Source organism: Rhizobium sp. SRDI943, assembly GCF_057653695.1.
The window spans coordinates 149,105-174,815 of the sequence record NZ_JBYGKN010000005.1 but is presented as its reverse complement, the minus strand read 5'-3'; the positions used below and the strand labels follow the sequence as shown (position 1 = coordinate 174,815).

Genomic DNA, 25,711 nt, shown 5'->3' with positions numbered 1-25,711 from the left:
CCATGTCCATCAAGCTTTTCGAACTGCTTCTGCAAGCCTCGATCTACACGGTGACGATCAGCGTGGTTTCTATCCTGATCGGCTTTGCGATCGCGATCGTTATTTCCGCCATGTTGCTTTCGCAGCAACGGCTTTTGGTGCTGCCGGCGAAGATTTTCATCAGTTTTTTTCGCGGAGTGCCGCTGCTGGTGCAGCTGTTGCTGATCTATAACCTGCTGCCGGCGATCGACATCAACGTGCCGAGCATCGTTGCGGCCATCGTTGGTCTGTCGCTGTGTACGGCAGCCTACCAGGCTGAAAATCTGCGCGGCGGTTTTGCCAGCGTTCCCATGGGCCTGGTCGAATCTGCCGAAATGGTTGGCATGAGTCCCGTTCAGATCTTCCGTCGTATCAAGGCCCCGATCGCCCTGCGCCTGACCTTTCCAGCACTCGTCAACGAAGCGATCCTTATCCTGAAAGCGTCTTCGCTGGTCTCGGTCGTCGGCGTCATCGAGCTGACGCGCATGGCCCAGGATCTTGCCGGCAGCACCTTCCTGCCGCTTGAGATTTTCGCTTCCGCCGGTCTAATCTATTTCATCATCAATTGGATCGTCGCCCTTGCGGGCGGCCTGATCGAACGCTCCCTGCCGGGAGTGCCGCGATGACCTTCGACATCAATGTGATTTTCAACAATTTTCCGGAAATCCTCAGCGGCGCATGGCTCACCATCGTCATCTGGATCGTCACCACGCCGGCCGCTGCCGCGCTCGGCTTCCTTGTTGCCGTTGCCAGGCGTTTTGGCGGCGTTGTCCCGGACAAGGCATTCGGCGTTGTCATCGCAGTGCTGCGCGGCACGCCCTTCTTGATTCAGATATTCCTCGTCTACTACGGCGGCCCCTTCGTCGGATTGTCACTCGATCCGATCCCGGCCGGCGTCATCGGCCTTTCCATCTACGGCGCGGCTTATTTCAGCGAGATTTTCCGTTCGGGCTTTGCCGCCGTCCCGAAGGGACATATCGAGGCCGGCCTGTGCGTTGGCCTGACACAAGGGCAGATCGTCCGACGCATATTGCTGCCGGAGATGACCATGCTGGTGTTGCCGCCTTCGGTCAACATGACGATCATCCTGATGAAGGAGACGGCCGTGCTGTCCATCATCACCGTGCCGGAGTTGACGGCGACGTTGAGTGCGATCGGTTCGCAGCAATATGCTTTCGTCGAGGCGCTCTTCGTGCTTGCCCTTTTTTATTGGGCGCTGGTGGAAATCACCGGCTGGCTCGGTCACCTCGCCGAAACGAAACTCTCAAGATTCAGGTTTTTCAACATATGAGCATTCCTGCGATCGCAGTCAAAAATCTCGTCAAGACCTTTGGCGGTTCCACCGTGCTGCAGGGCATCGACCTCGACATCGTTCAGGGACAGGTTTCCTGCGTCATCGGCCCATCCGGATCCGGCAAGAGTACGCTGCTGCGCTGCATGGCGTTTCTCGAGGAATCGACGAAGGGTACGATTGCCGTCAACGGCGAGGTGCTTGGCTTTGCGGAAAACGCCAAGGGCGTCCGGGAGCGGGTGCCGGCGGCGGCGAACCGGCGGATCCGATCCCAGATCGGCATGGTTTTTCAGCAGTTCAATCTCTGGCCGCATATGACCGCGCTCGGCAATGTCAGCGAGGCGCTGAAGTCCGTTCACAAGATGAGCCGCAAGGATGCTGAGGAGCGGGCAATGGCCCAGCTCGTCAAGGTCGGCCTCGAGGGCAGGGCAGGGCACTATCCGTCGCAGCTCTCGGGAGGGCAACAGCAGCGCGTCGCCATCGCCCGGGCGCTAGCCCTCAACCCGAAGATCATGCTGTTTGACGAGCCGACCTCGTCACTTGATCCCGAGCTGACCGGCGAGGTGCTCAACGTCATGCGCGATCTCGCCGCCGAGGGCATGACGATGGTCGTCGTCTCCCACGAGATCGGATTTGCCGCGACGGTCGGCCAGCAGATCATCTTTCTCGATCACGGCAAGGTGCTGTTCACCGGCCCGCCGCAGGACGTCTTCAAACGGCCGAGAAATCCCCGCCTCGAGCAATTTCTGGATACCTATATCGATCGCGGCGCCTCGATGCTGCTGTGACGTTCATGTCCTTTCGGATCGTCGGGCAGACCTTCAAGGCCGGCGTCGGGTTCAGGCAGTGTCGTCTTCGAATATTTTGACGGGCCGGTCCCACTGGATGAGCACGACACAGCCGGTCTCGCTCCAGACCGAATGTTCGCTGCCCGGTGCATTGACGATATAACTGCCGCTGATGTAATCGCCCGTCTCGTCGGATTGAACGCCATCGAGCACCAGGATGGTCTCGAGCCCCTCGTGGCGATGGCGGGGAACCGAAGCGCCGGGCTCATATTTCAGCAGCGCCACGCCCGGCTGATCGCCCTCGAAGGGGCGGATCCAGTGAATGGTGACAGCATCGCGGAAAGGGCCGAATTCCAACTCCTTCCAGCCGCCTGAGGTCAGGCGTTCGCGGGTCGTTTCAGGCATGGGCGATGCTTTCCAGAATGTCGTCGATATGGGCGGTCCAGCCGACGATCGCGCCCTGGGCGCGGATCATGGCGATGGCGGCGGCTTTGAATTCGGGGAAATAGCTTTCCGTGGCCTCCTCGGCGAGCAGGCATTCATAGCCGCGGTCGTTTGCTTCGCGCATCGTCGTCTGCACGCAGACTTCGGTGGTGACACCGGCAAAGACGAGCTGACGTATGCCCTTCTGCTGCAACACGGTGCCGAGGTCGGTCGCGTAGAAGGCGCCCTTGCCGGGTTTTTCGATGACGACTTCGCCCTTCACCGGAGCGAGCTCCGGAAGAATTGCCGTGCCGGGTTCGCCCGAGATCAGGATGCGGCCCATCGGGCCTTCGTCGCCGATCCTGAGCGCAGGATTGCCGCGGTCGCGTTTGGCCGGTGGCAGGTCGGAGAGATCAGGCCGGTGGCACTCCATCGTATGGATCACAGGCAGGCCGGCATTGCGGAAGCCCTGGATGAGGCGTTTGACATCGGGCACGATCCTGGTGATGCGGCTGACATCGTTGCCGAGGCTGGCGCCGAATCCGCCCGGCTCGGCGAAATCGCGCTGCATGTCGATGACGATGAGGGCGAGCTCATCGTGTTTCACCGGAAAGGCGAAGGGTTCTGCCTTGATCCCCATCATCAATGATGCCCCGCCATGTGGGCGCCGATCACGCCGATATCGGCCGAACGCGCCGGTGTCTCGTAAACCAGCTTGCCTTCCGAAATGACCATGATGCGGTCGGACATCTCGAGCAGTTCGTCGAGGTCTTCCGAAAGCAGCAGCACGGCGGCTCCCAAATTGCGGGCCTTCATGATCCGGGCGCGGATTTCGGCAACGGCCGAGAAATCGAGGCCGAAACAGGGGTTGGAGACTATCAGCAGATCGACATCGCCGGTCAGTTCGCGGGCGAGCACCGCCCGCTGCACGTTGCCGCCCGAGAGCGCTGCGATCGGCGAGGAGGAAGAGGCCGTCTTGACCTTGAAGTCGGAGATCAGCGCCGAGGCACGCTTCTTCATGCTGCCCTTGTTCAGCCAGATCGCGTCCTTGCCGTCCAGCTTCAAATCGAAGGTGCGGAACGCAAGGTTCTCGCTCACGGTCATCTTGGGCGCACAGGCATTCTGCAACGGCTCTTCGGGGATGAAACGCACCCTGTTCTTGCGGGTCTCCTCACGGGTGGCGCCGTAAGTCTCGCCATTGACCATGACCTGGCCGCTATCGGTCGGGCGCTGGCCGGCCAGAATTTCCGTCAGCTCCTTCTGGCCGTTGCCGGATATGCCGGCGATGCCGACGATCTCACCGGAGCGGACCGTCAGCGCGTCGATCTCGATCGTCTTCAGGCCGGAGCGATCCGGAGCTTTCACCTGGGTCACAGTGAGCACGGATTTGGCCGCTTCCGCCACCGGCAGACGGCTGTCGAGCTCGGCGAGCTTGACGTCGCCGATCATCATCGCCGCCATCTCGGCGGTGGAGAGCTCGCCGACCTTGCCGGTGCCGACCAGCTTGCCGCGCCGCAGGATCGAGACGGCATCAGCGAACTTCGTCACCTCGTGGAACTTGTGGGAGATCATCAGCACGGTGAGCTCGCCGCGCTCGGTCATCCCGCGGACGATGCCGAGCATCTCATCGGCTTCGGCCGGCGTCAGCACCGAGGTCGGCTCGTCGAGGACGAGGAAGGAACGGCCGAGATAGAGCTGCTTGACGATTTCGAGCTTCTGTTTTTCGCCGGCGGCAAGCTCGCTCACCGGCCTGTCGAGCGGGATCGTGAACGGCATGCGCTCCATGAAAGCCGCCAGATCCTTGCGCTCCCTGGGCCAGTTGATCACCGCGGGCACTTCGGTGCGGCTGATGACCAGGTTTTCCGCACCGGTCAGAGAGGGAACCAGTGTGAAATGCTGGTAGACCATGCCGAGCCCATAGGTCGCGGCATCCTTGGGTGAGGCGACCGCCACCTCGCGGCCGTCGACCGACAACGAGCCTGACGTGGCGTGATAGAAGCCCATGATGCATTTGACGAGCGTCGACTTGCCGGCGCCGTTTTCGCCGAGAAGCGCGTGAAAAGAGCCGGCCGGAACGGCGATCGAGACGTTGTCGAGCGCGGTGAAGCTGCCGAAACGCATGGTCATATCGAGCGTCTCGATGCCGACGGCCTTGCCGGCTTGCGGAAGGGGCGTGTGGCGGACTGTGCTCACTTCATTGCTCCTTTTCGACGATGATGGCGACGGGACCGCCGCCGGGCGGACCCTGGTGTTCGGCGCCGCCGGACACATAGAGATCGGTAATGCCGAAGATGCCGGCGAGAACGCCGCCGACGAAGGCACGGGCATGGCGGGTGCCTGCAATATCCGAGTCATCGAGCATCGTGTGGCGCCTGCCGTCGATCCTGCCGGACGGGTCCGGCTCGGCCTTGGCGAGAACCGCCGCCAGCCGGCTGTTTTCCGGCAGGCGTTCGCGGGCTTTCCTGACGGAATGCGCGTCGATCGCATCCAGCATGACCGCGCGGTCGATCGACAGCGGACCGGACCATTTTGCGCTCATGCCGAGGACGATGATTTCGTGATCGGTGAGTTCGCCCCCGGACGAGGTTGAGGCGCAGCGGGAAAAGAGATCGAAACGTGTGCAGATGTCGGCATCGCCGATCGATGTCGCATCTATCTCGCCGAGTGCCACGGCGACGCCGAGAGCCGAAGCGCCGCGCGAGAGGCCCATGGATTTCAGCGTGTCGTGGGTTGCGACCGTCCTGCCTGCTGCCTCGGCCTCGGCAATCCGGCGCGAGGTGAGCAGCGGACACTTGATCTGCACGAAATGGACATCGGCGGGATCATCGATGCCGGCATCCCTCATCGCGGACTTCACGCCTTCGGCAACGAGCAGGATCTGTTCCCGGCGCCCGAGATGTTCGGGGGGCAGCGCGGGGGTACGCGACACACCAATGGCCAGCGCCCGTTCGCCCGGGGTTTCTACGGTTTCACGCGCAAAAACCGTCCAATGCGGCGAGAGCGCCCCCTCGGTGCCGCCGGACATGATGATCGAGACGCCGTCGACGCCATATCTACTGAACAATGTCTCGAAGCTGCGGGTGGCATAACCGCGGGTAAAATCATTGACGCAGCCGTTGCCTTCCGTCTTGCCGAGAACGGCGACGACGTTGTTCGCCTGAAGGCCGCTGGCAAAGAGCGCCTCGACGCCGGCAACGTCATCGGGGCCGTCGGCTGGCACGCGAAAGACATGGGCACGCAATGACGGCATCAGGGCAGCGCCTCGACTAGAGCCGCGGAATTGGAGACCGAGCCGAAGACGCCGCCCTGCATCTTCACCATCTTGATCGCGGCGAGGTGGTTTCCGTAGTCGGTCGCACCGGAGCAGTCCTCCAGAAGTAGGCATTCGTAGCCGCGGTCGTTTGCCTCGCGCATCGTCGTCGAAACGCAGACATCGGTGGTGATCCCCGTGAGGATAATGTTCTCGATGCGCTTCTGGTTGAGGATGAGTTCGAGGTCGGTGGCGCAGAACGAACCCTTGCCGGGCTTGTCGATGATCGTCTCGCCTTCGATCGGGTAGAGTTCGGGGATGATGTCCCAGCCCGGTTCGCCACGCGTCAGGATTCGGCCGCAGGGGCCGGCATCACCGATGCCGGCGCCGATCCGCTGCGAGCGCCAGCGTTTGTTGGCAGGCAGATCGGCGAGGTCCGGGCGGTGGCCCTCGCGGGTGTGGATGATGTGGTAGCCCTTGGCCCGCATGGCGGCAAGCACGCGTTTGATGGGTTCGATCGGCGCCTGCACCAGCGACAGGTCGTAGCCCATATGGTCGACATAGCCGCCCTTGCCGCAGAAATCCGTCTGCATGTCGATGATGATGAGGGCGGTGTTATCAGGCCTCAGAGCGCCATTATAGGGCCACGGATACGGATCGGCGTCGATAAAATGCCCGTTGGTTTCGACCATCGCGTCCATCATTCTCTCTCCTATTCCGCGGCAGGTTTGAGGGGTTCGCCGTAACGGCGCATCGGCTTGTCAAATCCGCAGGACGTGCCGTCCTTGACCTTTATCTCGTCTTCCCATGGCAGGCGGTATTTGCCGGCGATAAGGTCGTGCATGTAGGTGTAGGGCGCATCCTGCGCGCCGCCGGCGACGGCGACGTAGCCGCGATGACCGAACTGGTAGATATTATTCTCCACGCCCCAGCCGAGCCGGGCCTCGCGAACGAGATCGGGACGCACCTCCGCGGTGATGATCTCGTTGACGCGGCCGGAGGTTCCGTGGGCGATGATCGTGCCATCGAAATTGCAAATCATGCCTTCACCCATGGAATCGAACGTTCCGTCCGAGCCGCACATGCAGACATTCGCGGTGATCATCAGGTTGCAGAAGGCGTTGGCCTGGTTGGTGAAGCGCCAGGCATCGCGGATCGGCGCCGTGTAGCCGGCTGTGCGGATCATGATTTCGGCGCCCTTGTAGGCGCATTCGCGCGCCATCTCCGGGAACATGCCGTCATGGCAGATGATCAGAGCGAGCTTCGCGCCCCGCGGGCCCTCGATGACAGGGACGCCAAGATCGCCGGGCTCCCAGGGCTCGACGGGGATCCAGGGATGCATCTTGCGGTAATAGAGCTTCAACTCGCCCTGATCGTCGATGACGATGCCGGAGTTGTAGGGCATGGCGCCAGGGTTCAGCTCCATGATCGAGAAGCAGCCCCAGATCCGGTTGTCCCTGCAGGCCTGCTTGAAGGCCGCGACCTCCGGCCCGCCGAGCGTGCACATGATCTCCGGATTGATGTCCATGGAAAGGCCATGCAGCGCGTATTCGGGAAAGACGACGAGGTCCATGCCCGGCTGGTTGCGCCGCGCTTTGGCCACCAGATCGACGATCACCTGCGTCTGTTTTGCCAAGTCCGCTTTGGTAACGGTCACCGGCAGCTGGAGCTGCACCAGGCCGATACCGACGCCGTGTTCGGATTTGTTGAGACCGCCAAGTCCGTTCATCGAAAGGCTCCGTTATTTCGTGAGCGAGAGCGCACCCGGCGCACCGGCGAGCGAACGGGTGGGCGAGGAGGTGGCGATCAGGATGATGAGGGTGAGCACGTAAGGCGCGGCGTAAAAAAGGTAGTAGCCTTGCGTGACGCCGACCGATTGCAGCGCCGGGCCGAGCGCGCCAGCACCGCCGAAAAGCAGGGCAGCGAGAAAGCAGCCGATCGGATTCCAGCGAGCGAAGATGACGAGAGCCACCGCCATCAGGCCCTGACCCGACGAGATGCCTTCGTTCCAGGAGCCCGGATAGTAGAGCGAGAGATAGGCGCCGCCGATTGCCGCCAGCGAACCGCCCACTGCCGTTGCCAGCAAGCGAACCCGGTCCGGATGGATGCCCATGGCCCGGGCCGCGTCGGTGCTGTCGCCGACGACGCGCAGGATCAGGCCGATGCGGGTATTCTTGAAGGCCCAGAACAGGAAGAGGGCAAGTGCCGCGCCGATGAAGAACAGCACGTTGATATTGAGCGCCGCCTGGACTTGCGGAGTGCTCGACCAGCCGCCGAGCGGGATCGAGGGCAGTTTCGGGGCAACCGGCTGGATGAAGGATTTGCCGAGGAAGAACGCCATGCCGAGACCGAACTGCATCATGGCAATGCCGATGGCGATGTCGTTGACCTTGGGGAATTTGCAGATCCAGCCGTGTATAAGGCCGAAGGTCGCGCCCGCCACCATTGCGGCCAGCACGCCGAGGGTCGGGGAGCCAGTCATGACGGCCACCGCATAGGCCGTCATGGCGCCGAAGACGAGCGTGCCTTCGAGGCCAAGATTGATGCGGCCGGAGCGTTCCGTGATCGTCTCGCCGAGGCTGACGAAGATGAAGGGCGTGGAAACGCGGATGGCGCCGGCGAAGATCGCCAGCGGCACGCCCCAGATGCCGATGCCTGTCTCTTCCATCAGAGGCTCCTTTTCCAGAGGTCGGGATTGAAGATCTTGAAGCGGCCGTAGAAGGTCTCGCAGAAGAGAATGACGATGAAGAGCGTCCCCTGCAGCACCAGAACCGTAGCATCCGGCAGGCCCATGCGCCGCTGGATGAGGCCGCCCGAGGCGTCGATGCCACCGAGCAGGATCGCGACCGGAATGATCGCCAGTGGATTGTGCCTGGCGAGGAAGGCGACGAGGATACCGGTATAACCGTAGCCGGCGGCAAGCGAGGCGTTGGCACTTCCCTGCACCGCCGCCACTTCGATCATGCCCGCCAGACCGGCAAAGCTGCCGGCAAGCGCGGTAAATCCGGCAATCAGCTTGCCCACCGGCAGCCCCTGGATCTGCGCGGCGCGCACGTTGCCGCCGGCGATGCGGGCGGCAAAACCATAGCTCGTCGCCTCGATCACGATCCAGGAGATCATGCAGGCGAGGATGCCGATGACGAGGCCCCAATGCACGTCCATGCCGGGAATGTTGCCGAGCATGTAGTCCGCCGGCAGCGGCCTGGTCGACGGCTTGTTGAGGCTTGCAGGATCGCGCAGCACCCCTTCGACAAACTGGTTCATCAGGGCGATGGCGATATAGGAGAGCAGCAGCGACGAAATGGTTTCATTGACGCCGCGATAGTGCCGCAGGAAACCGGCAAGGCCGATCCAGATGCCGCCGACCACCATGGCAGCGATTGCCATCAGAATGAGAGTGAGGAAAACAGGCGCGGTGCCGGCGAGCGGCAGAGCCATGGCTGCGGCGCCAACGCCGCCCAGCACGACCGCTCCTTCCCCGCCGATGATGACGAGGCCGAGACGGGCGGGCAGGGCGACGCAGAGTGCCGTCAGGAGAAGGGGTGCGGCACGACTTAAGCTGTTCTGCACCGAAAACCAGCTGCCGAAACCGCCGGTATACATCAGTTGGAAGAGGGTGGCCGGCGACTTGCCGACCGCCAGGATGAAGAGGGAGAAGAGCGCAAGACCGATCAGGATGGCCGCGAGGCCGATGACAACAGGCTCGGCTCGCCGCGCGATCCATTCGAAGATGGGGCGCAGCGACACCGGTTTTTCCGTGATGGCTATTGCGGGATCATTGGCCTCGATGGTCATGGCGCTTCTCCCTTCGCGGTTTATGCCGTGGACCCGACGACGCCCTCGACCAGATAATTCATGCTCTCGAGCTCGATCGCGTCTTCGGCGTAGCTCTTGTCGGCAGCCACGACGGTGTCGCCCTTATTGTCCTTCAACGGTCCCTTGAAGACCGAGAAGCCGCCCTTCATCATCTCAGCCTGCGTGGCTTCGAAGGCCTTGCGGCCCTCTGCCGACACGGCGGGACCGAGCGCGCTCATCTTCACGAAGCCGTCCTTCAGGCCGCCGCGCACGAAGTTGCCGAGCTTTTCGCCGGCCTGCGCCTTCTTGACGAAGTCGCTGTAGACGTTGCCCCAGGCCCACTCGGCGCCGGTCAGGTATTTTTCGGGAGCAAGCGGGCTCTGGTTGGCGTGATAGCCGCAGACGAGGGCGCCGCGGCCGGCAGCCGTCTCGACGACCACTTTGGGGCTGTCGACGTGGCAGGTGATGACATCGACGCCCTGGTCGACCAAGGCGTTGGTGGCTTCGGCCTCCTTGACGGCGAGCGACCATTCGCCGGTGAAGATCACCTGGCAGGTGATACCAGGATCGACTGCGCGCGCTCCAAGCAGGAAGGCGTTGATATTCTGCAGAACCTGCGGGATCGGCTTGGCGGCGACGAAGCCGATCTTCTTGCTCTTCGTCGCATGGCCGGCGGCAATGCCGTTCAGATACTGGCCCTGGAAGATATAGCCGAAATAGGAGCCGGTGTTCGCCGGGTTCTTGCCCTCCTGCCAGAGGCCGCCGCAGTGGCGGAACTGGATGTCGGGATGTTTGGCGGCCACGGCCAGCATGTGCGGGTCGAAGTAGCCGAAGGAGGTCGGAAAGAGCAGGGTCGCGCCATCCAGGTTGATCATGGATTCCATCGTCTTCTGGACGTCGACGGTTTCCGGCACATTCTCTTCTTCGACCAGCGTCACGCCCGATAGCGCCTTGACCACGGCTGCACCTTCCGCATGCGCCTGGTTGTAGCCGTAGTCGTCCTTAGGACCGACATAGATGAAGCCCACGGTCAGCGCTGTTTGGGCTGCGGCGGAGGAGGCGATCAGGCCGGGCATGGCGCCGGCAAGCGCACCGGCAGCGGAAGCCTGGAGGAAATTACGGCGGTTCATGGAAAGGAGTTTGGTCATCGGAATGCTCCTTGCGGCGCTGGGCCGGTTGCGAACGGGTACAGAAAAGTGCATGCAATGCATGTGCCAGAAATTAATCTATTGTTTTTTATAGTTTATCCGCCCCAGAAAGATCTGCGAATTGCAAAGTGCATGCAGATTGATCGAATCTTTGCGTAAAAAGTAATCAATAGATATTTCTTGTTCATTGTTACTGCGCGATTGGCATAAATTCGGATTGCCTGAGGTGCTCGTGCATCGGAAAGCGAAAATTTAACAATATCTTCGCCACTAGATTTGACTTATCGAGTCTCGAACCTCATCTGTATGCAGAATGTTGACGTGAGCAGATTCGTATCGTGAAGCAGACCAGGCGCAGAGAAGTGATCCGTACCGGAACCACCGTCGAACAGATGGTGCGAGCGATTGCCGACATGATCGTCACGGGGGAAATCCTGCCCGGCGCGAAATTGGACGAGGTGTCGCTCGCGGTTCGTTTTGACGTTTCGCGCACGCCGGTACGCGAGGCTCTGCGTGAGCTGGGCGCCATGGGATTGATTGCGCGCGAGCCGAACCGCAGTGCCGTCGTGACCAATGTCACCGAGGCTTATCTGCATTCGATGTTCGAAGCGATGGCCGAACTCGAAGCGATCTGCGCCAGGCTCTCGGCCGAGCGTATGACGGTCGATGAGCGGCGCGCGCTGGAGCTGGAGCATCGGGAATCGGTGAGGCTCGTGCATGCCGGTGCGGAAGAAGAATATTCGGCTCACAATACCGACTTTCACACCCGGCTTTATCGCGGCGCGCACAATGATCATGTCTTCGAGATGGTCACGCAGACGCGGGCGCGCCTCGCGCCCTTTCGGCGGGCGCAGTTCCGTCTGCCCGGGCGCCTGGCAAAATCCTATGAGGAGCACGGCCGGATCGTCACCGCGATCATGCGCGCGGACGCCGCCGCCGCCGGGCAGGCGGCATATTCCCATGTGGAAATTGTCAGCGATGCCAGCGCGGTCTTTGCAACGCCCGGGGAGTAAAGAGGCGCGACGCCTGAAATCAGGCGCCGCTACAAAGGCGAAAAAACCACGGCCGGTAAACGCCGAGGTTATGTCCCGGTCTCTACTCCGCCGCTTCGATGAAGCGGTGGCGTTCGTAGAGGAACTTCAGCACGGCTTCACGGCATTTGAGATAGGTCCGGTCGGAGGCGAGTTCGATGCGATTGCGGGGGCGGGGCATGGTCACATCGAGCACTTCGCCGATGCGGGCCGCCGGACCGTTGGTCATCATCACGATGCGATCGGACAGCAGCACCGCTTCATCGACGTCATGGGTGATCATCACCATGGTGTTGCCTAGGCGAGCGTGGATCTCCATCACCGCATCCTGAAGATGGGCGCGGGTCAGCGCATCGAGCGCGCCGAAGGGCTCGTCGAGCAGCAGGATCTTCGGCTCCATTGAAAGCGCGCGGGCAATGCCGACGCGTTGTTTCATGCCGCCTGAAATTTCCGATGGCCGCTTATCCCTCGCATGCGCCATCTGCACGAGGTCGAGGTTGGCCATGACCCAGTCATGCCGTTCGGCCTTGGTCTTCGTTCGGTTGAAGAGTTTGGAGACGGCGAGATTGACGTTCTCGTAGACCGTCAGCCAGGGCAGCAGCGAGTGGTTCTGGAAGACGACGGCGCGCTCCGGGCCGGGTCCGTTGACCTCACGGTTTTCAAGGAGCACGGCGCCTGCCGATACCGGAGTCAGGCCGGCGATGAGGTTGAGCAGGGTGGATTTGCCGCAGCCCGAATGGCCGATGATCGAGACGAATTCGCCCGCGGAAATCGTCAGGTTGATGTCCTTCAGGACCTCGGCGCGTACGCCGCCCCGATCGAAATGTTTGTCGATATGGTCGAGCTTCAGATAGGCGTTCATAGGAGCGTTCCTCAGTTGGCCATGGCGCCGCGGGTGATGAGTTTGCCGAGTGCTGCCACCAGCTTGTCGAGGGCGAAGCCGACGATGCCGATATAGGCGAGCGCGACGATGATGTCCGGAAGGCGCGACGAGTTCCATGCGTCCCAGATGAAGAAGCCGATGCCGACGCCACCCGTCAGCATTTCGGCCGCGACGATGGCGAGCCAGGAAAGGCCGACGCCGATCCTGAGGCCGGTGAAGATGTAAGGCGCTGCCGAAGGCAGCATGATCTTCCAGAAAAACTCGAACTGGTTGAGCCGCAGCACCTCGGCGACATTGCGGTAATCCTGCGGGATATTGCGGACGCCAACGGCGGTGTTGATAATCACCGGCCAGATCGAAGTGATGAAGATAACGAAGATCGCCGAAGGATTGGAATCCTGGAAGGCTGCGAGCGACAGCGGCAGCCAGGCGAGCGGCGGAACCGTACGCAGCACCTGGAAGATCGGATCGAGGCCACGCATTGCCCAGATCGACTGGCCGATGATCGCACCGATGATGACGCCCGTAACCGCGGCAAGCCCAAAGCCATAGAGAACGCGCTGCAGCGAAATGAACACGCGCCAGCCGAGCCCGATATCCTGGGAGCCGTAGTTGAAAAACGGATAGGCGATCAGGTCATAACTATCCAGCCAGACCCGATGCGGCGAGGGTAAAGACGCATCCGCCGATGAGCAGAGCACCTGCCAGACGAGCAGGATGAGTGCCAGCACGACGACTGGCGGAACGACGTTGCGAAGTGCGGTCAGTGCCGCTCGACGAAAATCGATCCGCGATCCATGCTTGCCGGAAAATGGCAGAACCTTTGCCGCCAGCTTGGCGGAGGCAGACGTTGAGGGAATTTCTTTATTTGCCAGGGCGGACATCAACGCGCTCCTCACGGGAATGAAAGGCCGGCGCGCCCGTTGCGCGCCGGAGCGGGTCAGGAGACAGCCTTGATCGAAAGGCTGTCGAGATAGGCCGAAGGATTTTCAGGGTCGAAGACCTTGCCGTCGAAGAAAGTCTCCTTGCCGCGAGAAGACGATGCGGGGATATCGGCCGCCGCGACGCCGAGATCCTTGGCGGCCTCGCGCCAGATGTCTTCACGGTTCACCTGGTTGACCAGCGCCTTGATGTCGGTGCTCGCCGGCAGATTTCCCCAACGGATGTTTTCCGTCATGAACCATGTGTCGTGGCTCTTGAACGGATAGGAGGCGCCGTCTTTCCAGAACTTCATATAGAGGTCGGTGGCCTTGACCTCGCGGCCATTGCCATAATTGATGTCGCCCTTGAGGCGGCCGAGCACGTCCTTGGTCGGAACGTTGAACCATTGGCGCTTGCCGAGAATGTCAGCCATCTCCGCCTTGTTGTCCATGCTTTCGCACCACTGCTGCGCCTCCATGACAGCCATCAGCAGGGCCTTGGCAGCATTGGGATTCTTTTCGATCCATTCGGCGCGCAGTCCGAGCGCCTTCTCAGGATGACCCTTCCAGAGCTCGCCGGTGGTGGCTGCGGTAAAGCCGATGCCCTGGTTGACGAGCTGCTCATTCCACGGTTCGCCGACACAGAAGACGTCCATGTTGCCGACCTTCATGTTGGCAACCATCTGCGGCGGCGGCACGACGATGGTCGAAACGTCCTTGTTCGGATCAATGCCGCCGGCGGCGAGCCAGTAGCGGATCCAGAGGTCATGGGTGCCGCCCGGGAAGGTCATGGCGGCCTTGATCTCCTTGCCCTCCGCCTTCTTCTTCTCGAATGCCGCCTTCAGCATGGAGGAATCGAGCTGCACGCCGGTGTCGGCATATTCCTTGGCGACGGAAATGCCCTGGCTGTCGAGGTTGAGCCGGGCGAGGATTGCCATCGGCACCGGCTTATTGTTCTGCGTCACCTTGCCGGTATGCATGAGATAGGGGAGCGGCGACAGCATATGCGCACCGTCGATGCCGTTTGCGGCGCCACCCAGCACGAGGTTGTCGCGGGTCGCACCCCAGGAGGCCTGTTTGGCCACATCCGTTTCCGGAAGGCCATGCTTGTCGAAAAAGCCCTTTTCCTTGGCGATGATCAGCGGCGCGGAATCGGTGAGAGCGATAAAACCGAGCTTGACGCCCTTCACCTCAGGGCCTGCTCCGGCTGCGAAGGCGCCGGATGGAAAGGCCGTCTTGACAGCGCCGATGAGGGCAGCCGCTGCAGTCGTCTTGAGCATGCTGCGGCGGGTAATGCCGGTTGTCGAAATCCCAGTCTGCAAATTCTTAGTCATGCGCAGGTTCCCTCTGCTGGCTGAATTTGGACACAAAAAAACGCCGCCGGAAATTGCGTCCAGGGGATGGGAGAATCCCGGAGCAAAAACCTTGCGACGTCGGTGTCTATTGTAGGCGCTTATGCCGCGCCTATCCGCACCGGTCGCCGTTGACCGATGCGTATCTGAACCTGCAATCGGCGTGCCAGTTCTGCAGGATGCTGGTAACAGCTTGAAGTAAAAAGAGAAACCCGAAGAATTCGCGAGTGCCTATACTTTAGGCATGCTTGCTTTGTGCCGAGGTTTTGTGCGACTGCTGCTATGTGCGCGGTCGTGAGAGCGCCTATTTGTGCAGCGCACGCGCGCCGCGCTGTCCCGCAACACCGAAGACTACCGCTCGAATGGCTCGCCGAGCGAAGCGACGCCGTTCAGTTTCAACAGGCGGCGGTCGGCGGAGATGATGCCGAGCACGATGATCGTCACCAGATATGGCAGGCTCGAGAGCAGTTGCGAGGGAACGTCCAGTCCGGTTGCCTGGGCTGCAAGCCCCATCAGCGAGACTGCGCCGAACAGGCAGGCGCCGAGGAAGATACGGCCGGTGAGCCAAGTCCCGAAGACGACGAGGGCAATCGCGATCCAGCCGCGCCCGGCAATCATCCCATCGGCCCAGAGTGGTGTATAGACCACCGACGCATAGGCGCCGGCGAAGCCGGCCATCGCGCCGCCGAAGGCGATGGCGAGGACGCGAACTGAGATTACCGAGTAGCCGATGGCGTGAGCGGCCTTGGGATTCTCGCCGACGGCGCGGACGATGAGGCCAAGCTTGGTGTAGGCAAATATGGCCCACAAAGCGAGGGTCGCGGCGAGTGAAATCCACACGACGATGTCCTGGACGAACAGGCCGCCGACAACCGGCAGTTCCGAAAGCCCGGGAAGGCCAAGCTTCGGCAGTCCCCTGACCGTGAGGCTTTCATAGGTCTTGCCGAAAAGCGCGGAAAGGCCCTGGCCGAGAATGCCGATGGCAAGCCCCGCCGCCACCTGGTTTGCCCGGAAACCCAGCGTGACGAAGGCGAAGAGCAGCGAAAGGACCGCGCTGCCGAGCCCGGCGACGACGAAACCCAGGAGATGTCCGCCGCCCTGGTAGACGATAATGAAGGCGAGCACGGCACCGAAGGCCATCAATCCCTCGACCCCGAGGTTGAGGACGCCGGCGCGCTCGGCCACCAGCTCGCCAAGGGCTGCCAGAAGAAACGGTGTCGCAGCCGCGAGCATGCCGGCAAGAATGAACTCGATGGCGTTCATGATGGGCTCCGGTGGGCGGCGCGGCGCCATTCAAGGCGATAGCGCACGAAGGCGACGGCAATCAGGTAAGTGAGCAGCAGACTGCCCTGGAAGACACGGACGGCGGCGATCGGCAGGTTGGCCGAGACCATGGCATTGTCGCCGCCGATATAGATGACCGCCATGACCAGCGCCGAGATCACGATGCCGATCGGATGCAGGCCACCGAGATAGGCGACGATGATGGCCGCATAGCCATAGCCGCTCGCGACCGAACGCTGCAGCTGGCCGAGCGGACCGGCGACTTCGGCGGCCCCCGCAAGACCGGCTGCAAAACCGCCGATCAGCAGCGAAAGCCAGATCGCCCACCCTTCCTTAAAGCCGGCATAGCCGGCAGCTCGCGGCGCCAGACCGCCGACTTGCAGCTTGTAACCGATGAAGCTCCTCTGCATGAAGACCCAGGCCGCAACCGACAAAGCGAGCGTGATGAGGAACGAAACATTGACGCGGGTACCGGCAATCAGGGTCGGTACCATCGCATCGTACTGGAACATCACCGACTGGGGGAAGTTGAAGCCGTTCGGATCCTTCCAGGGGCCGAGCAGCAGATAGTTCAGCAGCTGCGCCGCGACGAGGCTCAGCATCAGCGAAACGAGGATCTCGTTGGCGTTGAGGCGCACGCGCCAGAAGGCGGTGAGAGAAGCCCAAAGTGCGCCGCCGATGGCGCCGAGCAGCAGCATCGCCGGCCAGATCCACTGGCCCGTCGCCTGCGGAAACCAGACCGGAATGGCAGAGGCGAAGATCGCGCCGAGAATGAATTGGCCTTCGGCGCCGATGTTGAAGACCTTGGCGCGAAAGCCGATCGCCAGTCCCTGTGCGATCAGAAGGAGCGGGCCTGCTTTTAGCAGCACTTCCGAAAATGAGGCCCAGGAAAGGAAGGGCTCGAAGAGCATCGCATAAATGACCGCGACAGGGTCACGGCCCATCAAAATGTAAAGTCCGAGGTTGAGCGCGACCGCTATGACAAGTGCTATGACGGGCGCGAGCAAGGTCGCGGCAAGCGAAGCGCGCTCCCGGCGGACCAGGGTGGGAACGAAAGCAAGGGACCAAGCACTCATCACTGGACTTTCTCGGGCGAGGCTTGTGCCCCGATCATGTGTCGGCCGATCTCCTCGGGCTTCGTGTCCCGCGTTGCGAGCGGCGGGCTTAGCCGGCCGTGATGCAGCACCTGGATGGAATCGCAGAGCTCGAACAATTCCTCCAGCTCCTCGGAAATGACGAGGATCGCCATGCCCTGATTGCGCAATGCGACCAGACGGCTGCGGATGGCGGATGCGGCGCCGATATCGACGCCCCAGGTCGGCTGCGCCAGGAAAAGCAATTTGGGAGACAGCATGATTTCGCGGCCGACGATGAACTTCTGCAGATTGCCGCCCGATAGAGTGCCGGCTTCGGCATCCGGGCCGGGCGTGCGGACATCATTCTGACGGATGCAATCATGGGTGAACGCCAACGCACGCGCTTTGTCGACGAGACCGTGCCGCAAAAGCTTGAGCGGATGAGCCGTCAGCAGGCTGTTGAGGACGAGCGACATTTCGGGCACCGCGCCGCGTCCGAGCCGGTCTTCCGGAACGAAGGCAAATCCGAGCGTTCGCCGCGCGGCGGCATCGAGCCTGCCGACATCCATCTCCATCATGTAGATCCGGTCGCGTTGGTCACGCCCCAGCACCGTCTCGCCTGAAATCAACGCGGCAAGCTCGCCTTGGCCGTTGCCCGAAATACCGGCGATCCCTAGGATCTCTCCGGCACGCACCTCGAGGCTGATGCCGGAGAGCGGCACCGCGAAGGGATCGTCGGGCTGATAATCCAACCCAATGATCTCCAGCCGCTTTTCCCCGCCGGACAGTGGCAGGGCCGAGATGGGCGCCGGCATCTCACGGCCGATCATCATGCGGGCAAGGTCATGGGCATCATGCTCGCGCGGGTCGACATCTCCGGTCACCCGTCCGCCGCGCAGGATCGTCGCCCGGTCACAGATCGCCCGGATTTCCTCGAGCTTGTGGGAGATCAACAGGATGGAAACGCCGCCGTCGCGCAGCCGGCGCAGTGTGTCGAAGAGCTTCTCCACCAGTTGCGGCGGCAGGACGGAGGTGGGCTCGTCGAGGATCAGCAGCTTCGGATTGGTCATCAGGCTTCGGATGACCTCCACCCGCTGCCGCTCGCCGACGGACAGCGCATGCACATGGGCGAGCGGGTCGACTTCGAGGCCGAATTCCCGTCCGAGCGTCCGAATGCGTTCCTTGAGCTCAGCCTTGCGGCCCGGCACGACCAGCCGAATATTCTCCAGGACGGTCAGGGTCTCGAACAGCGAGAAGTGCTGGAAGACCATGCCGATGCCGTTGCGCCTCGCCTCGGCGGGGGAGGCGAGGCGCAAAGAGTTTCCTTCCCAGATGACCTCACCGTCATCCGGTTGCTCGACGCCGTAGATCAGTTTCATCAGCGTCGATTTTCCCGCCCCGTTTTCTCCGAGGATCGCATGGATCGATTGCGGCGCCACGTCCAGATCGATGGCCTGATTGGCATGGATCTGGCCGTAGCTCTTCGAAATGCCGCGCAGCGACAGGAGCGGGGTGGTCATGACTTATTTCGGCAGCGGCGTGGAGACGCCCTTGACGTGCCAGTTCATGGCGATGATCTCGGGGTCGGCCATGGTTGCACCGGATGCGACACCTTCGCTGCCGTCGGCCTTGGCGATCGGCCCGGTGAAGGGCGAGAAGCTGCCGTCGGCAACCTTTGCCTCGATCTCCTTGATCTTGGTCATCACGTCAGCCGGAACATCCGCATTCCAGTCGACCACTTCGACGACCTTGTCGGCGACGCCGAGGAACGCATTGGCGCCCTTGAAAGTGCCGGCAAGGTGGGCGTCGACCGATGCCTTGAAGAACGGCGACCAGTCCGTCGAGATGCATCCGAGATAGGTTTTCGGTGCGTACTTCTTCATCGAGGAGTTGAGGTTGAAGGCGTAGACGCCGGCTTCCTCGCAGGCCGAGATCACAGACGGCGTGTCCTGGGCGTTGGAGAAGATCACGTCGCATTTCTGCGCGATTAGGGCTTTGGCGGCTTCCTGCTCCTTGGCCGGGTCGAACCATGAGTTCACCCAAACCACCGAGACCTCGATGTCGGGCTTGACGGCTTGGGCGCCGAGGGTGAAGGCGTTGATGGACGTGATGAGTTCGGGAATGGCGAAGGCGGAGACAGAGCCAAGCTTGCCGGTCTTGGAAAGTGCTGCGGCAGCCATGCCGAGCAGATAGGTACCTTGGAAATACTTGGCGGCGAAGGGCGAGAAGTTCGGAGCAACCTGGAAGCCGGAGGCGTGCAGGACCGTGACGCTTGGATCGCGGCGGGCGATCTGCAAGGCGCCGTTCTGATAGCCGAAAGAGCCGGCGATCAGGAATTTGTTTCCGTCGGCGACGGTCTTGTTCATGATGCGGTCGGCGTCCGGGCCTTCCGCGATATTCTCAAGCACGGTGACCTTTACCTTGTCGCCGTAAGCGGCCCTGATCGGCTCGAGACCGGCGGCAAGCGCATGCCCCCAGCCAACGTCGCCGATCGGCGACGGGACGACGAGCGTGATGCCGAGCGGCTCGTCGGCGGCCAAAGCAAGGCGGCTGCCGAGCACGCCGGCAAGGCCGGTGGCGGCAGCGGCCGTCATCAGGTTTCTGCGGGTCAGTTTGGTCATGTTCTCAGTTCCCTCTTTTGGTTTTTTTAAAATTCCACGGTGGATAGTGCGGCCTCGGCATCGGCAGCCAACTTGGCTTCGTCGAGCCCGGGAAATTCGCCCTTCTGCCAGACGACGCGGCCATTGATCATGGTCATGTCCGTCGCCATGCCGATGCCGACGCGGGCAATCAGGCTCAGCGGATCGTGGCGCGTGCCGACATAATCCATACGCCGAGTGTCGATCGCAAACAGGTCGGCAGCCATGCCCGGCGCGAGCCGGCCGATATCGCGCCGGCCGAGCAGGCTGGCGCCGCCTGCCGTGCCGTAGCCGAGGAAATCGACCGGCGGCGGCACGGGATGGGCACGGCTGGAGGAGACGAGGCATTGCAGCATGTAGGCGGAGTGCAGGCAGTGCATCAGGTTGGAATTGTCGTTGGAGGCCGCGCCGTCGCAGCCGAGGCCGACACGCAGGCCGAAGGCGGCCATGGCGGGAATGTCGGTGACCTCAGCGCCGACCAGATAGACCGGTTCCGGGCAATGCGCGACACCGGTGCCGCTGGCGGCCATCTTCCTGAGTTCGTCGTGTGTCAGTTCCCAGCAATGGGCATAGAAAGTATCAGGCCCGGCAAAGCCGAGTTCTTCGAGATAGTCGACCGTGCGCATGCCATGGCGAGCCTGAATGACCGGGCTTTCGCCTTCGCCGACATGGGTATGCATCATGACGCCGCGATCACGCGCCAATGCCACCGATTCCACGAAGGTCTCTCGGTAGCAGTTCACCGGCTGGCACGGCGCGACCACCACCTGGCGCATGCTGAAGGGGCTGGTATCGTGGTAGGTCTCGATCAGCCGTGCGCAGTCGGCGATGAATTCGTCGGTCGTTTCCAGCATCTCGTTGGGGATAGTCGAGCCTTCCGACTTCGGCAGGGTATTGCCGCCGCGGCCGGCATGGAAACGCATGCCGAGCAGTTCGGCTGCTTCGAACTGCCGGTCGATCAGCCGCTTTCCGGCGTGCCGGGGGAAATTGTATTGGTGATCTAAGGCCGTGGTGCAGCCATGCTTGACCATCTCGGCCATCGCCGTGACGGAGGCGTGGTAAAAGCATTCCTCGTTGAGTTGCGAAAAGATCGGGTAGATGCGGTCCAGCCACTCGATCACGGAGAGCTTCGTCCAGTCGAGATCAACGCGGTTGCGCACAAAACACTGGAAGAAGTGATGATGGGTGTTGACGAGGCCCGGATAGACAAACCAGCCGGCGGCATCCTGAACGGTCGTGCCGGCAGGCAGCGCGTCCGCCTCGAGATTTTCGCCAATCGCCACGATTGCCGGACCGCTGGTCAGCAGATCGACATTGCGATGGACGACCGGCCCCTTGCCCTCGTCGGCGATCACGGCTGCACAGTTCTTCAGGAGGTAGCCGGCCATGTTACACCTCGCCCGGTTCGATCTGGGGTTCGGGCTTCAACTCGTGTAGTCGGTGAATGCCAGGCATTTCGATAAACTTGTCGAGGGCGCGCAGCGCCCGGGACCAGAGCCGGATCGCAGGATAAGCATCCAGCGTGACGCCCCCATCGGGCGCCAGCGCCACATAGGGAAAGCAGGCGATGTCGGCAATTGTCGGCCGGTCGGCGGCGAGGAAACGCATGCCGCGAAGACCCTGCTCGACAAGCCCGGCTTCAAGCTCGCGAAGGGCGGCGATGCCCTGGGCCTGCAGCGCGCCGATATCGCCCGGCCGCAGCAGCATTTCATGGAGCCGCGCACCGCCGAGGCTTGCCGTCAGCCGGCCGGAGAACGACAGCCATTGCTGCACCCGCGCCGCTTCCTCGGCCTTGACGCTGCCCAGCCATTCGGGTGCTGCCTTGGCGGCGAGATAAACGAGGATCGCCGACGATTCCGTCAGGATCAGGTCGCCATTCTCCAGGATCGGAATGGAGCCTGCCGGATTGAGTGCAAGCAGCTCGGGGCCGCGATGCTCGGCGCCGGGATGGAAATCCACTGGGCGCAAGTCAAGCTTCACGCCGGTCAGCGCCGCCATCAGGCGCACCTTGTAGCAACTGGGCGAGAGAATATAGTCGTAGAGCTTCATTGCGCCACCAGCTGTGCGCCGTAGGTATAATTGTGGCGCTTCAACCAGCGCCGGTAAGCAATCGATGTCAGGTCGGCCCGCGTCGGAATTTCCATGCCGGGGTCGAGCGGCAGCAGCCGCGGGATCTGGTTTTCGAGGATCGAACGGTCCTGCAGGAAGATCGTCTGCTGGAAATGGATGAGGTCGGTCATCGCGGTCTCGTCGTCGAAGAGCGCCATCCATGGCCAGACGTCGCAGAGGTCCTCGGCAAGCGGCTGCACGAAGAGCGTGATGACATCCCATTCGCTCGGGCGCGGCGGGCAGGTCTTGTAAAGCACGGAGCAGGTGGGCGCCGGCACGCGGTACATATATTCTGTCGTGATCCCGCCACTTGCCGACTTGGCGGCCTGCGGCTGGTAGAATTTCACCTGCGTTGCCCAGACCTCGTCTTCTTCCTCGCGGATCTCGACCTTGTAGTTCTGGACCTCGGTATGCGGCTCCGCGCCGAGAATGTCGGTGTGGACGAAGGGGAAATGGGCGATGTCGAGGAAGTTCTCGACGGCGCGCAGCGGCGAGCAGCGCACGCGCACCACGCCGACATCGACGAAGCGGCGGCCGGGCTGGTCGGCCTCGGGAATGGGGAAAAGTTCCTTCTTCGGCTCGCCGAGGGAGGACCATACATGACCGTAACGGACGCGCACCGGCAGAGCACGCCCATCGCCGCGCGTCACCTTCGCATTGCCATCGGCATCTCGCGCCACTTTAATCGGCTCGCCCATCAGCGCCGTCTTGCGGCCGGCGCTGTCGAGCTGGCTGAAAAGCCCGACCGGATACCATTCGTCGATCATCGCCTGCATGGTCATTGCGCGATATCCCTCTGAAGACCCTCAGCCCGGCGGCGCAGGCTCTCGGCGACCCGTGAGGCGCCGATGCCCGCCTCCGGGCCGGTGTCACCCTTCAGCAGCACATGGATCAACGTCTGTCCGTCTTCCCAAGCGGATAATAGCAGACAGACGACCCCGGTGGATGCGTCGATTTCGACAAGACCGTCAGGGCTCGTCTTCGCACCGGCCGCCGCCTCGATCGCCGCGATGCCGGCGAATGCCGTCAGCGAACGCAAGGGAGTGAGGTCATCAAGCCTCGGTGGCTTCGAAGCGGGCGCACCCACAGCCACCCAGATCACGTTATCTGTTTCCTCGACGTCATGGGTGGCGACGCGGATGCTTTCCGGTGGCGTCAGCCCCGGATGGGCGGGGATGCGCAGACAGTTTCCGGCCTGGCCATAGCTCCACCCGTGATAGATGCAAGAGAGCGCCTCGCCACGAACGAAGCCGTGAGACAAGCGCATGCCACGGTGCGGACAGCGATCCGCCGATGCCGAAATGCGCCTCGAAGCGCTACGCCACAGGGCAATCGATCCGGCTGCCGTCCAAGCCGGCATGACGGTTCCGGCCGGCAAATCCCGGGAAAGGGCGACTGGCGTCCAAAAGCCCGTCGTATCGGAAGGCATGAGTAGAATTCCCAAACAAAACCAAATGCTTGCCGATCAAGTCCCGCATCGGCGCCGAGGCAATTCCGCCGCAACCTTATCAGGTTTGCATAATTATTTCGCATTGGCAACAATGAGTAAATAATATGCACGGGGGAAATGTGCCACAGCCCGGCACTAGGTCCTTTCGCCGCTGATCGCCGTGCGATCTATCCTCTCGACCCACACGTCGATGGGCCCGAGAGAGCATCCCATCTCCATCATGTCGATCAGCTCCACCGGCCCAGCAACCTCAAGTTCGATCCGCATGGAACTCGTATGAGATATGGTGTGCGAAAGCCCAAGCTTGGCGGCATGGCGCCGGATCCAGGGAACGAAGGAGGCGACCTCGAGATCACCGACAATCGTCATCCGTTCTAGAAGGTCGCTTGTATCTTGTCCCATGCTCGCCCTTGTTTTCCTACATCATAGCGCCTGAATGAACTTCGGGAAGGGTCGCCGTCAAGGCGAGAATATGGCGTCGGAGTTTCCTTTGCAAAGCCCTGCGGCGGCATACCAATTCCCCGCCACCGTATGGCTGCGCCGCTGGCGACGCGACGTATGGAAACAACTCAGGCTGCGTGATGGCACAGCCTAGTCGGGCGAGCGACCGCCAGTCAGCATTGCGACAAAGGCCGTGACTTTGGGTGTGCGGAACCGAGCTGCCGGATAGACGACATAGATTCCTCCGGCCGGCAGGCTCCAGTCCGGCAACAATCTTATCAGTCGGCCAGCGTCTATATGCTCTCCAGCCAGAAAATCCGGCAGCACGGATATGCCCGCCCCCGCAAGCGTGGCCGCGAGAACCGCAGGCGTCGAATTGCTCATGAGGCTCTGTTGCATCCGCACGGTGCGCCTGTCGAAATCGCCCTGGATAAACCTCCAGGTCACCGGCTCCTTGAGGGCCAGATTGGCGATAAACGGCTGGCCCGCCGCATCCTCTGGACTGTTCAAACTGAGCGTGGCGGAGAAGCTGGGAGACGCCACAAGAAACTGCCGGAACGAACCGATCCGTCTCGCTTGGTGACTGGAGTCATCGAGCCAACCAACGCGGATCGACAGATCGATCTGATTGGCGAGCAGATCCATCTTCGTATCGGCGAGCAGAAGCTCGACCCTGCAAGCGGGGTACTTCCGGATAAAGGATGCAGCAATCGGAGCGATCGTGCTCGCACCATAATCATTGGGCGCAGCAATGCGTAGCATGCCTGTCGGCTCGGCATTTGCGCGGGTGATTTCATCGACCGCGTCCTCGGCTTCGCGGAAAATCAAGACGCAGCGCGCGTAGAGAAGCTTGCCGGCCTCAGTCGGCTCGACGCGTCGTGTTGTTCGGAGGAGCAAGCTGGTTTTCAACTCAGCTTCCAGCCGCGCAACCTGCTGGCTGACGACCGTCTTCGTGATTGCGAGGCGCTCGGCAGCTTTCGTGAACGAGCCGGTATCGACGACGGCTGCGAAATAGGCCAGCCGATTGAGGTTGACAGCCTCCATAACCTTCTTCCATTTGATTGTAAGTTTTTGACATACATTCTGTCACATTTAACAATATTTATCACTCAATAAAAGTGCACTATCTGTTGTCCATCGCTCAAGGATGGTCCGATATGCATCTTACCTATCTCTACGATCCGCTTTGCGGCTGGTGCTATGGTGCGGCGCCCGCGCTCGACAAAATGGCCAAGCTTGACAATCTCACCGTCGAGCTTGCGCCCACCGGGCTCTTCGCGGGCGAAGGCGCCCGTCCGTTGGATGAACGTTTCGCAGCCTATGCCTGGCACAATGACCAGCGGATCAACCGGCTCACGGGACAGGTCTTCAGCCAGCTCTATCGCGATCAGGTTCTCGGGGGCGCAGACGGTATGTTCGACTCCGCCCCTGCGACGCTTGGGATCATAGCCGTCGGGGTGACGCAACTCGACAGGGAAGGCGATGCCCTGAAGGCACTTCAAAGCGCTCGCTATGTTGACGGCCGCAATACCTCGGAGATCGCTGTCGTGGCCGACGTTCTCGATCAGGCCGGCTTTTCCGATTCCGCCGCTCGTGTCCGGGCTCCGGACGAGGCTCTGCTCGAAATCTATCGCGATCGGGAAGTCCCGCCAACTCATGGCTGCATTCCGGACGGATGGGGTCCCGGCGCTTTTGGTCAGCGACGGCGATAAGCGCCGCGTGCTGCGCAGCGATGCCTTGTTCGGCGGCTTTGACCGACTTGCTGCCGAGCTTCAGGCAGCGTGATCGTTCGTTTTCAGCAGACCGTTCCATG

The 25,711-nt window shown here is 61.9% G+C and carries 26 protein-coding genes and 1 pseudogene; 5 read left to right on the top strand and 22 right to left on the bottom strand.

Going from position 1 to position 25,711, the window contains the following annotated elements:
• The first annotated feature begins 2 nt into the window (after positions 1-2).
• The 3 genes from AC245Y_RS35850 to AC245Y_RS35840 are packed head-to-tail and all read left to right on the top strand — an operon-like array spanning position 3 to position 2,097.
• Entirely contained in the window at positions 3-644 is a 642-nt protein-coding gene (locus AC245Y_RS35850) for an amino acid ABC transporter permease (protein ID WP_003555545.1), read from the top strand.
• Positions 641-1,309 carry an amino acid ABC transporter permease gene (locus AC245Y_RS35845; protein ID WP_012760692.1) on the top strand — a complete coding sequence of 223 codons (669 nt, stop codon included), beginning with the start codon at positions 641-643 and terminating at the stop codon, positions 1,307-1,309. Before AC245Y_RS35850 ends, AC245Y_RS35845 begins: the two co-directional genes overlap by 4 nt.
• Complete coding sequence (locus AC245Y_RS35840) at positions 1,306-2,097, top strand: amino acid ABC transporter ATP-binding protein (protein ID WP_012760693.1); 792 nt, start codon at positions 1,306-1,308, stop codon at positions 2,095-2,097. The genes AC245Y_RS35845 and AC245Y_RS35840 overlap by 4 nt, the downstream gene beginning before the upstream one ends.
• A gap of 51 nt (positions 2,098-2,148) precedes the next feature.
• Here the strand turns inward: AC245Y_RS35840 and AC245Y_RS35835 are convergent, their stop codons facing one another.
• Genes AC245Y_RS35835 through AC245Y_RS35795 form a run of 9 tightly spaced genes read right to left on the bottom strand, consistent with a single transcriptional unit; the run spans position 2,149 to position 10,713 of the window.
• Entirely contained in the window at positions 2,149-2,502 is a 354-nt protein-coding gene (locus AC245Y_RS35835; protein ID WP_012760694.1) for a cupin domain-containing protein, read from the bottom strand.
• The gene (locus AC245Y_RS35830; protein WP_012760695.1) at positions 2,495-3,163 is read right to left on the bottom strand and encodes a cysteine hydrolase family protein; all 669 of its coding nucleotides are present in this window, start codon (positions 3,161-3,163) and stop codon (positions 2,495-2,497) included. Before AC245Y_RS35830 ends, AC245Y_RS35835 begins: the two co-directional genes overlap by 8 nt.
• The gene (locus AC245Y_RS35825) at positions 3,163-4,713 is read right to left on the bottom strand and encodes an ABC transporter ATP-binding protein (protein ID WP_017997629.1); all 1,551 of its coding nucleotides are present in this window, start codon (positions 4,711-4,713) and stop codon (positions 3,163-3,165) included. The genes AC245Y_RS35830 and AC245Y_RS35825 overlap by 1 nt, the downstream gene beginning before the upstream one ends.
• Before the next feature lies 1 nt (position 4,714).
• Entirely contained in the window at positions 4,715-5,770 is a 1,056-nt protein-coding gene (gene atzD, locus AC245Y_RS35820) for a cyanuric acid amidohydrolase (protein ID WP_017997630.1), read from the bottom strand.
• Positions 5,770-6,471 (bottom strand): biuret amidohydrolase, encoded by a 702-nt coding sequence (biuH, locus tag AC245Y_RS35815; protein ID WP_017997631.1) that lies wholly within the window; start codon positions 6,469-6,471, stop codon positions 5,770-5,772. Before biuH ends, atzD begins: the two co-directional genes overlap by 1 nt.
• Before the next feature lie 11 nt (positions 6,472-6,482).
• Positions 6,483-7,499, bottom strand: a complete 1,017-nt coding sequence (locus tag AC245Y_RS35810) for a formamidase (protein ID WP_017997632.1) — start codon at positions 7,497-7,499, stop codon at positions 6,483-6,485.
• A 12-nt stretch (positions 7,500-7,511) separates the two neighbouring features.
• Positions 7,512-8,438 (bottom strand): ABC transporter permease, encoded by a 927-nt coding sequence (locus AC245Y_RS35805; protein WP_017997633.1) that lies wholly within the window; start codon positions 8,436-8,438, stop codon positions 7,512-7,514.
• The gene (locus AC245Y_RS35800) at positions 8,438-9,565 is read right to left on the bottom strand and encodes an ABC transporter permease (RefSeq protein ID WP_017997634.1); all 1,128 of its coding nucleotides are present in this window, start codon (positions 9,563-9,565) and stop codon (positions 8,438-8,440) included. Before AC245Y_RS35800 ends, AC245Y_RS35805 begins: the two co-directional genes overlap by 1 nt.
• 20 nt (positions 9,566-9,585) lie before the next feature.
• The gene (locus tag AC245Y_RS35795) at positions 9,586-10,713 is read right to left on the bottom strand and encodes a BMP family ABC transporter substrate-binding protein (RefSeq protein ID WP_017997635.1); all 1,128 of its coding nucleotides are present in this window, start codon (positions 10,711-10,713) and stop codon (positions 9,586-9,588) included.
• 338 nt (positions 10,714-11,051) lie between these two features.
• On the opposite strand from AC245Y_RS35795, the gene AC245Y_RS35790 reads away from it, so the two are divergent.
• The gene (locus AC245Y_RS35790) at positions 11,052-11,726 is read left to right on the top strand and encodes a GntR family transcriptional regulator (protein WP_017997636.1); all 675 of its coding nucleotides are present in this window, start codon (positions 11,052-11,054) and stop codon (positions 11,724-11,726) included.
• Between the two features lie 82 nt (positions 11,727-11,808).
• Here AC245Y_RS35790 and AC245Y_RS35785 read toward each other — a convergent pair whose 3' ends face one another.
• The 13 genes from AC245Y_RS35785 to AC245Y_RS35725 all read right to left on the bottom strand — a co-directional run bounded on the left by AC245Y_RS35785 (position 11,809) and on the right by AC245Y_RS35725 (position 24,942).
• Complete coding sequence (locus tag AC245Y_RS35785) at positions 11,809-12,606, bottom strand: ABC transporter ATP-binding protein (protein WP_012760704.1); 798 nt, start codon at positions 12,604-12,606, stop codon at positions 11,809-11,811.
• Between the two features lie 11 nt (positions 12,607-12,617).
• Positions 12,618-13,511: a nitrate ABC transporter permease gene (ntrB, locus tag AC245Y_RS35780; RefSeq protein WP_017997637.1), complete on the bottom strand. Its 894-nt coding sequence runs from the start codon at positions 13,509-13,511 to the stop codon at positions 12,618-12,620.
• A 56-nt stretch (positions 13,512-13,567) separates the two neighbouring features.
• Positions 13,568-14,881 (bottom strand): CmpA/NrtA family ABC transporter substrate-binding protein, encoded by a 1,314-nt coding sequence (locus AC245Y_RS35775; RefSeq protein ID WP_026157757.1) that lies wholly within the window; start codon positions 14,879-14,881, stop codon positions 13,568-13,570.
• Between the two features lie 369 nt (positions 14,882-15,250).
• Positions 15,251-16,162 carry an ABC transporter permease gene (locus tag AC245Y_RS35770; protein ID WP_012760707.1) on the bottom strand — a complete coding sequence of 304 codons (912 nt, stop codon included), beginning with the start codon at positions 16,160-16,162 and terminating at the stop codon, positions 15,251-15,253.
• Complete coding sequence (locus AC245Y_RS35765; protein WP_012760708.1) at positions 16,159-17,259, bottom strand: ABC transporter permease; 1,101 nt, start codon at positions 17,257-17,259, stop codon at positions 16,159-16,161. The genes AC245Y_RS35770 and AC245Y_RS35765 overlap by 4 nt, the downstream gene beginning before the upstream one ends.
• Positions 17,259-18,779 (bottom strand): ABC transporter ATP-binding protein, encoded by a 1,521-nt coding sequence (locus AC245Y_RS35760; protein WP_017997639.1) that lies wholly within the window; start codon positions 18,777-18,779, stop codon positions 17,259-17,261. The genes AC245Y_RS35765 and AC245Y_RS35760 overlap by 1 nt, the downstream gene beginning before the upstream one ends.
• A 3-nt stretch (positions 18,780-18,782) precedes the next feature.
• Positions 18,783-19,880: a BMP family ABC transporter substrate-binding protein gene (locus AC245Y_RS35755; RefSeq protein ID WP_012760710.1), complete on the bottom strand. Its 1,098-nt coding sequence runs from the start codon at positions 19,878-19,880 to the stop codon at positions 18,783-18,785.
• 26 nt (positions 19,881-19,906) lie between these two features.
• Positions 19,907-21,286, bottom strand: a complete 1,380-nt coding sequence (locus tag AC245Y_RS35750; RefSeq protein ID WP_017997640.1) for an amidohydrolase — start codon at positions 21,284-21,286, stop codon at positions 19,907-19,909.
• A gap of 1 nt (position 21,287) precedes the next feature.
• Positions 21,288-21,947, bottom strand: a complete 660-nt coding sequence (locus AC245Y_RS35745; RefSeq protein WP_017997641.1) for a glutathione S-transferase family protein — start codon at positions 21,945-21,947, stop codon at positions 21,288-21,290.
• The gene (locus AC245Y_RS35740) at positions 21,944-22,789 is read right to left on the bottom strand and encodes an aromatic ring-hydroxylating oxygenase subunit alpha (RefSeq protein WP_012760713.1); all 846 of its coding nucleotides are present in this window, start codon (positions 22,787-22,789) and stop codon (positions 21,944-21,946) included. Before AC245Y_RS35740 ends, AC245Y_RS35745 begins: the two co-directional genes overlap by 4 nt.
• A complete protein-coding gene (locus AC245Y_RS35735; protein WP_017997642.1) occupies positions 22,786-23,436 on the bottom strand; it encodes a Rieske 2Fe-2S domain-containing protein in 651 nt (216 codons plus the stop codon). Before AC245Y_RS35735 ends, AC245Y_RS35740 begins: the two co-directional genes overlap by 4 nt.
• 156 nt (positions 23,437-23,592) lie before the next feature.
• Positions 23,593-23,859, bottom strand: a complete 267-nt coding sequence (locus AC245Y_RS35730; protein WP_017997643.1) for an acylphosphatase — start codon at positions 23,857-23,859, stop codon at positions 23,593-23,595.
• A gap of 189 nt (positions 23,860-24,048) precedes the next feature.
• Positions 24,049-24,942 (bottom strand): LysR family transcriptional regulator, encoded by an 894-nt coding sequence (locus AC245Y_RS35725; protein WP_012760716.1) that lies wholly within the window; start codon positions 24,940-24,942, stop codon positions 24,049-24,051.
• A gap of 113 nt (positions 24,943-25,055) precedes the next feature.
• Between AC245Y_RS35725 and AC245Y_RS35720 the strand changes: the two are divergent.
• Positions 25,056-25,683 (top strand): annotated as a pseudogene (locus tag AC245Y_RS35720) (DsbA family protein).
• Positions 25,684-25,711: the final 28 nt, after the last annotated feature.